Source organism: Larkinella rosea, assembly GCF_003858635.1.
Classification (GTDB): domain Bacteria; phylum Bacteroidota; class Bacteroidia; order Cytophagales; family Spirosomataceae; genus Larkinella; species Larkinella rosea.
Window position 1 is genome coordinate 1 of record NZ_RQJO01000003.1, and the last position, 8,177, is coordinate 8,177.

Below are 8,177 nucleotides of genomic sequence, written 5' to 3' on the forward strand. Positions count from 1 at the left end.
CTCTTTCCCCGATTTGGGACTGCAAAGGTAAGGGAAGGTTTTGAAAAATCAAATTAAAAAAGAAAAAATAATTTTAACCTGCTTTTCTTTTTTAAACACCTAACTGATTCAAAAACAACCACTTAGGCAACTCCTCCCCGCTTCGTATCCCCGATTTGGGACTGCAAAGTACCGAATAATTTCCCACCTTGTCAAGACCTAATACCAAAATAAATCCTGACAACTTTATACCTCGCTGACTATTAGGCAGTAAGCGCCGAATTTATTTTTTTATTTGGGTGCAAAGATCGAATCGATTGTATAAAATCATGGATAGCAGCGGTTTTATCAGACTGATTTTTCTCCAGTAACCGGACAAAAGCACTACCGATTATGGCACCGTTGGCATACTGACTGGCGGTTTGAAACGTCTCATAATCCTGAATTCCGAAACCGATCAGGCGCGGATTTTTAATTTCCATCGCTTTGATCCGGTTGAAATACGCTTTCATTTCGTCCGTAATTCCGCTCTGCGAACCAGTTGTGCTGGCCGATGAAACCATGTAAATGAAACCTGACGATAGCTTATCGATTTCACGAATGCGGTTTTCGGCGGTTTGGGGTGTGATCAAAAAGATATTCAGAATGTGGTAGCGGTCAAAAATTGACTTGTATTCGCGCTCGTAGACATCAATTGGCAAGTCCGGCACGATGATTCCATCCACACCGACCTCGGCGCATTTCTGGCAAAAGGCTTCAATTCCAAATTGAACAACCGGATTCAAATAACCCATCAGCAGAATAGGTACCTTAACCTTTGCCCGAATTCCCTGTAGTTGTTCAAAGAGAATCTGGAGCGACATGCCATTGTTCAACGCCTTTTGATTGCTTTGCTGAATCGTTTCGCCATCGGCAACCGGGTCCGAATAGGGCATTCCGATCTCGATTAAGTCAACACCGGCTTGCTGCAACGTTTCTAAAATGGGTGCGGTATCGTTCAATTGCGGAAAACCGGCAGTAAAGTAAACGTTCAGGATCTGTTCGGTTTTTTTTTGAAACAATTCAGTAATGCGGTTCATGGCAGACGTATTTAGGGAATGGAAAAGTAGCCGACCAATTTATTCATCGGCGGTATAACGCTGTATTTGAATAAGAAATTTACTTTGGAAGACGGGTTGTGTAGGCCGCTAAGTCTTTATCACCTCGTCCGGAAAGGCAAATAACGACCACTTCTTCCGGGCCGGCCTTTAGTTTCGGTAGACAAGCTAACGCGTGCGATGACTCCAGGGCCGGAATAATTCCCTCCAGGCGACTGAGTTCAAAAGCCGATTCCAGGGCTTCTTCGTCGGTAATGGCGTAAAACCGCCCCCGACCAGATGCAAACAAATGAGCATGCAAAGGCCCAATACCGGGATAATCCAAACCAGCCGAGATTGAGTAAGGTTCAACAACCTGGCCATCTTCGGTCTGCATCAAAATCGTACTGCTTCCGTGCAAAATACCAGGTTTGCCCAACGCTGTCGTCGCGGCCGAATGACCGGAATCAACGCCCTGACCGGCCGCTTCGGCCGCAATCAATTGCACCGAAGGCTCATCCAGGTAATGATAAAAGGCTCCGGCGGCATTGCTTCCTCCGCCCACGCAGGCAATGACGTAATCGGGGTTGGCCTGACCGGTTTTTTCCAGTAATTGTTTTCGTGTTTCTTCCGAAATAATGGACTGAAAGCGAGCCACCATGTCTGGATAGGGATGTGGCCCGACGACGGAACCGATCACGTAATGCGTATCGACCGGGTTGTTGATCCAGTGCCGCATGGCTTCGTTGGTCGCATCTTTCAATGTCTGGCTGCCGCTGGTGGCCGGAACAACTTTGGCACCCAGCATCCGCATCCGGTCGACATTGGGTTTCTGACGTTCCATGTCGATGCTGCCCATGTACACAATGCATTCCAGGCCCATGAGCGCGCAAACCGTAGCCGTAGCTACGCCATGCTGACCCGCACCGGTTTCGGCGACAATGCGTTTTTTGCCCAGTCGTTGAGCCACCAGAATCTGGCCGACCGTATTGTTGACTTTGTGGGCCCCGGTGTGGCACAGGTCTTCGCGCTTCAGATAAATCGTTGTATTGTAAGCTGCTGACAGCCGACGCGCGTGAAAAAGGGGGGTTGGACGACCTACATAATCAGTTAGCAAATCCCGCCATTCCCGTTGAAAAGAAGGATCGGAAATAATGGACAAATAGTTCTGGCGTAATTCCTCCACATTCGGATACAGCATTTCCGGGATGAATGCCCCGCCGAATGTTCCGTAATAGCCCCGTTCGTCGACCTGATAAGCTGATTTTAATTCTGTAGTTTCCATTGTACTCAAAAATAAACTGCAACCTTCTGATTGAATTGATCTGCAAAACCGCTCAAATCCTGGTGGTTGCTTTCCATTTAAATAAGGCAGAAAATCCTGGAAGACAGCGGGATGCTGTCTTTAAAAGTATAGTTAGCTCAATAGATGACAGGTTAAGCGACGGTTTCTTCCTCTTCGATCGGTTTTAACCGGGTAATGATGTTTTTAACCAGTTCGATGTCTTTCAAACCGGGGCTCATTTCTACTTTGCTGTTGACATCAACGCCATACAGCTTGAGATGTTTGAGTTTTTCCAGCGCGTCGATGCTATCGGCGTCGATACCGCCACTGATAAAAAACGGTTTGTCATTGTCATACCGATTCATCAGATTCCAGTCGAACGAAACACCGTTACCGCCAAACTGATCGCCTTTTGTATCGAACAAAAAGAAGTCGCACGACGGTTTGTAGTTGTTGATCATGCTGAAATTGAACGACTCATCGACCGAAAATGCCTTGATGATGCTGATACCGCGCATCCGCAGGTTCCGGCAAAAGTCGGGCGTTTCGTTTCCGTGTAACTGAACGTACTGCAGATCGTACTTCTTTGCCATGCGCAGGATGTAATCCGGGCTGGCATTGACAAATACACCTACTTTTTTGACGTTGCGCGGGAACGACTTCAGCAGATCAGCGTCCAAATCTTCACCGACAAACCGGAGGGATTTATCGTAGAAAATGAAGCCCATAAAATCGGGTGCCAGGGCAAGCAGTTCGCGAATGTTGTCGGAATCCCGCATTCCACATACTTTTACTTTCATACGATATACTGTTTTTGAGAGGTGGTATTTAACTCGGCTAATTGCTGTATTAATTGCTGCAAAGCCAAACCCGGATCGGCGGTTTTCATGAATGTTTCGCCAATCAGAAAACCCTGATAACCGGCCTGTTGTAATGACTGAATGGATTCGGCCTGTTGCAAACCGCTCTCCGAAATTTTGACGAACGATTCGGGAATCAGCGCAGAAAGGCGAACGGACGTTTCGATATCGGTCACAAACGTTTTCAGGTTCCGGTTATTAACGCCCACCAGATCAACGGTTTGAGTCAGATGGCTTTCCAGTTCCTGTTCATCGTGCACTTCCAGCAATACTTCCAGACCCAGATCATGCGCAATCCGGCTGTAATTTTCGACTTCTTCGGCGGTCAGACAGGCGGCAATGAGCAAAATGAAATCCGCACCCATCGCTTTGGCTTCCACAATCTGGTACGGGTCGATGATAAAATCCTTGCGAATAATCGGTGTTGCCGGATTGGCCTCCCGCGCCTGCATCAAATCGGCCGAGGTTCCGCCAAAAAACGGCTCGTCGGTTAAAACCGATAGACAGGCAGCACCGGCGCGGACGTAACCCGCCGTTGTTTCAGCCACTAAAACCTGATCGTTGATAATACCTTTGGAAGGAGATTTCCGCTTGAACTCGGCAATGATGCCCGATGAACCGGGGCGACGAAGTGCCGCGTGGGCCGACAACGGCTGCCGATTGAAAAGCGGTCGTTGTTCCAGCTCCCGTTGTGATACGACGGTTTTTTGATGTTCTACTTCAGTACGCTTCCGCTCAATTATCCGTTCAAGTACGTCCATTCTATTCTTTATTCCGGTGGTATTGCACTGCTTATTCTCTACTAACTGATTTTTCTCTTTCTAGTTCGCCACTAATTTCTTCAGACTTTCCAACGCCCGCTTGCTTTCCAGCGATTCCCGCGCCATTTGAATCCCTTCCTCAGCGGTTTTAGCCCGTTCGGCGGCTACCAACGCCAAAGCAGCATTCGCAATAACCGCATCAGTTTGCGCGGCTGTCGCTTCATTATTCAACACATTCATGAAAATACGGGCAGAATCTTCAACGGACTTACCCCCGGCCAATTGTTCAGGCAATAGTTGGGGCAAGCCGATTTGGTGCGGAGTCAGCACTTGCTCAGCGTGTGCAGTAATCGTTTTGAAGGCACCAGTCAGCGACACTTCATCATAGCCATCCAGAGCGTGTAGGATCATAAACCGCTTGGGCGTTTGCTGATAAAGATACGCATATAATCTGGCTAATTCAAGACTGAACACGCCAACGAGCTGTTTTTTCGGGAAAGCTGGATTTACCATCGGGCCGAGAACGTTAAAAAATGTCTTTACACCCAATTCTTTCCGGATCGGGCCGACGTTCTTCATCGCGGGGTGAAACAGCGGTGCGTGGAGGAAACAAATGCCGGCGGTTTCGACTTTTTTCCGCAATACATCGTAATCATTCGTAAACCGGTAGCCCAGAAATTCCATCACCGTCGACGATCCGCACATCGACGAAACGCCGTGGTTTCCGTGTTTGGCAATCCGCTGTCCGGCACCGGCAACCACAAAAGCCGATAAGGTCGAAATGTTGAAGGTATCCTTGCCATCGCCCCCGGTTCCGCACAAATCCATCACGTCAAATTCGGACAGATCGACGGGCAGGCAAAGCTCCAGCATGGCATCCCGAAACCCTTCCAATTCCTCGACGGTAATGCTCCGCATCATGTAAACCGTCAGAAAAGCCGCAATTTGTGAGGTATTGTATTGTCCCGTACTGATTCCGATCAACACCCGCCGGGCTTCGGCTTTGGTCAGCGTTTTGTACTCGAACAGGTGATTCAGTATTTCTTTCATGGCGTTAAGGATTCGATGCTTTCTTTGTAATACACAGCATTTGATTGCCGTTCTTCTGAAAATGATAAGGTACTTCGATCTGTTCCACTGAAAAACCGCTCTTCTGACATTCCCTCGTTACGGTTTTCACATAAGGCGATAATTGACCGGTCAGATCCAGTATCGGAAAAATGCGAACCTCACTGGCCACCCGCATTAGTTCATGAATGGCTTGAAGATGAAAATCTTCGGACAAATGCGCCGTGTACAGAAACAAAAAATGCGAACAAAGTGCCAGGTCGAACGACTGATCCGGAAACGAAAGCGTCGGCAATGATTGCACCCGGTAACGACCCTGCTGCTTTCCGGTTTCGTAGTCGGCCAGAAACCGCTTCATTGCCCGCATCCGCTGTTCACCTAAATCATCCGGATTCCGAAAATCACTCCAGTTGAACTGGTCAGCATTTAACCGCACTTGTTCTAAAACCGTATCATAAGTCTGCTCAATCCGTGACGCAATTTCTTCCGCCGAAAATGCATAAATCGGATCAATCGACACCATCGAATGGCCCAGTTCCTGCATTTCTATGTTGAAACTCGCCGGGCCATCGCCAACGCCCAATACGGTTTTGGTCAAATCCGATTCCGTTAAGCTAAACATCCGCCGGTATTCGTCGAGCGAACGACCCCACGGAATGACTGATTCCAGAATCATGCGGCTAACCAGTTTTCGAGCATTTGTTTTCCGTGTTCGGTCAAAACCGATTCCGGATGAAATTGCACACCGCGCACATCGTACGTTTTATGCGCCAGGCCCATCACCCGGCCGTTTTCATCCACGGCGGTAACGGTCAAATCCGATGGCAAACTTTCCGGAACCACCGTCCATGAATGGTATCGACCCACCAGTAAATCTGCAGGCAAACCATTGAATAACCGCTCGGAAGTGTCTTTGATGTAAGTTCGATGCGCTACGCCGTGGTAAACATCGCTCATATTTTCCAGACTAGCCCCGAACGCTTCACCAATGCCCTGATGGCCGAGGCAAATCCCCAGAATACTTTTGGTTGGCGCATATCGGCGAATAATTTCCTGCATAAGACCGGCTTCCGACGGAATCCCCGGTCCGGGCGAAAGCAGAATTTTGTCGTACGCATCGACATCTTCCAGCGAAATTTTATCATTCCGATACACGTCGACCGTATGACCCAACTCGCGGAGAATGTAGACGAGGTTGTACGTAAATGAATCGTAATTGTCGATAACCAGCACTTTCATCGTACGTTGATTTAAATAGTTTCTGCCTGTTTCATGGCCGTCCGCAGCGCCATCAATTTGTTATGTACTTCCTGCAGCTCACTTTCCGGATCCGATTTGGCCACAATACCAGCCCCAGCCTGATAATGGAGCGTATTGTTTTTGCTCAAAAACGTCCGAATCATAATGGCCTGGTTGAAATCTCCACTGAAATCCATAAAACCGATACAGCCGGCATAAAAACCGCGGCTTGTTTTTTCGTACTGATCAATCAGTTGCATCGCCCGGTGTTTCGGCGCACCCGATAACGTTCCGGCCGGAAATGTTTCGCCCACAATCCGTAATGGTTGAATATTTTCGGCTAACTCACCCACCACTTTCGAAACCAGGTGAATGACGTGCGAATAATATTGCACTTCTTTGAAAGTCTCGACTTTAACGGTTTTACAATTGCGGCTCAAATCGTTCCGCGCCAGATCCACCAGCATGACGTGTTCAGCGGTTTCTTTCGGATCATTGTGCAGTTTTTTAGCTAATTCGGCGTCGGCAACATCATCACCCGTCCGACGGAATGTTCCGGCTATGGGATAAATAATCGCATTTTGAGCCTTAATGACAATTTGAGCCTCCGGCGAAGAGCCGAATAATTTGTAATTTCCGTAATCAAAATAAAAGAGATAAGGCGAGGGATTTAAAGAGCGGAGGGTACGGTAAACATTGAATTCATCTCCGCGAAAAGCTGTCGAAAATTTGCGCGAAAGAACAATCTGAAAGACATCACCCCGGTGGCAGTGATCAATGCCTTTCTGAATAATGCTTAGAAATTCCTGATCTGTAAAATTGGATTGCTCAGCCTGAGTCGTTTTGAAAGTATAGGCCGGAAAATTACGGCTTTTAATCAGCGTCTCAATGTAATCCAGGTTGTCCGGCGTCGTTTCATCCCCGTCCTGCGAATACGAATGTTCAAAAAGGTAGAGTTCGTCCTTAAAATGGTTGATGGCAATCACGTATCGAAAAGCCTGATAAACAACCAGCGGCACATCATTTTCGGCGGTTTCTGCCTGCAACGAAATATCTTCAAAAAACTGAACCGCATTGTATCCAATGTGCCCAAAGAGGCCGTTGGTGATAAAAGAGAAGGGCAGTTTCTGATAATTAAAACCGGATCTGTATTCTTCGATAAGCGTTAATAAATCGTCGTTAGCCGAGATCTCAACAGAATGAGCCTGTCCATCCGGGTACCTGATCGCTACGGTTTTTCCATCAAATTCAAATTTGGAAACCGGGTCAAAACAGATGTAGGAATAACTATTGTCATGTCCGTGGTAGTCTGAGCTTTCCAGCAAAATGCTGTTGACAAATTTATCCCGCAAACGCAGGTAAATACTCACTGGCGTTAAGGTGTCCGCCAGCATTTTGCGATACGTGCTGGTTACTTTAAACCGGTTTTTCTGTTCTTGAACTAGCGTAATCATAGCGAAAAGTGAAAAGGATAGAAACAAAAAAAGCCCACTGCTATGAACAGTGGGCTTTCGAAGGAACCATATGGTAGGTTACAAAACATGCGCTGACTGTTCAACTTCCATTGAAGAAGAACGCCACCAAAGATTAGAAGATGTTACATCAAACTGCATGTTCATTAATGTTTTACACGTGTCGGGGTGGCGGGATTCGAACCCACGACCTCTACGTCCCGAACGTAGCGCGCTACCGAGCTGCGCTACACCCCGATATGCAAAGGTAATTAATTTGTAAAAATCAAAAAGAAAAAAGTATACCCATCTCCCGTAGAAGATGGGTATTTATTCTGTGGTGGCGGCAACCTACTCTCCCGGAAGTGACTCCAGTACCATCGGCGTAACGGGGCTTAACGGCTCTGTTCGGTATGGGAAGAGGTGTTCCCCCGCACCCTTGCCACCATCCCAGCTCT

The 8,177-nt window shown here is 47.6% G+C and carries 8 protein-coding genes, 1 tRNA gene and 1 rRNA gene; all 10 read right to left on the reverse strand.

The window, feature by feature from the left end; genetic code table 11:
* Nucleotides 1–242: 242 nt before the first annotated feature.
* The gene (trpA, locus tag EHT25_RS00050) at nucleotides 243–1,058 is read right to left on the reverse strand and encodes a tryptophan synthase subunit alpha (protein WP_124868790.1); all 816 of its coding nucleotides are present in this window, start codon (nucleotides 1,056–1,058) and stop codon (nucleotides 243–245) included.
* 79 nt (nucleotides 1,059–1,137) lie between these two features.
* The gene (trpB, locus tag EHT25_RS00055) at nucleotides 1,138–2,340 is read right to left on the reverse strand and encodes a tryptophan synthase subunit beta (protein ID WP_124868793.1); all 1,203 of its coding nucleotides are present in this window, start codon (nucleotides 2,338–2,340) and stop codon (nucleotides 1,138–1,140) included.
* 152 nt (nucleotides 2,341–2,492) lie between these two features.
* The gene (locus EHT25_RS00060) at nucleotides 2,493–3,140 is read right to left on the reverse strand and encodes a phosphoribosylanthranilate isomerase (RefSeq protein ID WP_124868795.1); all 648 of its coding nucleotides are present in this window, start codon (nucleotides 3,138–3,140) and stop codon (nucleotides 2,493–2,495) included.
* Nucleotides 3,137–3,961, reverse strand: coding sequence for an indole-3-glycerol phosphate synthase TrpC (gene trpC, locus EHT25_RS00065; protein ID WP_124868797.1), 825 nt, complete (start codon nucleotides 3,959–3,961; stop codon nucleotides 3,137–3,139). Before trpC ends, EHT25_RS00060 begins: the two co-directional genes overlap by 4 nt.
* Before the next feature lie 60 nt (nucleotides 3,962–4,021).
* Entirely contained in the window at nucleotides 4,022–5,011 is a 990-nt protein-coding gene (gene trpD / locus EHT25_RS00070; protein ID WP_124868800.1) for an anthranilate phosphoribosyltransferase, read from the reverse strand.
* Between the two features lie 4 nt (nucleotides 5,012–5,015).
* Nucleotides 5,016–5,705 carry a class I SAM-dependent methyltransferase gene (locus tag EHT25_RS00075; RefSeq protein WP_124868803.1) on the reverse strand — a complete coding sequence of 230 codons (690 nt, stop codon included), beginning with the start codon at nucleotides 5,703–5,705 and terminating at the stop codon, nucleotides 5,016–5,018.
* On the reverse strand, nucleotides 5,702–6,268 hold the full coding sequence (locus EHT25_RS00080) for an anthranilate synthase component II (RefSeq protein ID WP_124868806.1): 567 nt from the start codon (nucleotides 6,266–6,268) through the stop codon (nucleotides 5,702–5,704). Before EHT25_RS00080 ends, EHT25_RS00075 begins: the two co-directional genes overlap by 4 nt.
* An 11-nt stretch (nucleotides 6,269–6,279) precedes the next feature.
* Nucleotides 6,280–7,722 (reverse strand): anthranilate synthase component I family protein, encoded by a 1,443-nt coding sequence (locus EHT25_RS00085; RefSeq protein WP_124868809.1) that lies wholly within the window; start codon nucleotides 7,720–7,722, stop codon nucleotides 6,280–6,282.
* A gap of 181 nt (nucleotides 7,723–7,903) precedes the next feature.
* Nucleotides 7,904–7,977: transfer RNA gene (locus tag EHT25_RS00090), tRNA-Pro, on the reverse strand.
* A gap of 80 nt (nucleotides 7,978–8,057) precedes the next feature.
* Nucleotides 8,058–8,169 (reverse strand): 5S ribosomal RNA (gene rrf, locus EHT25_RS00095).
* Nucleotides 8,170–8,177 lie beyond the last annotated feature (8 nt).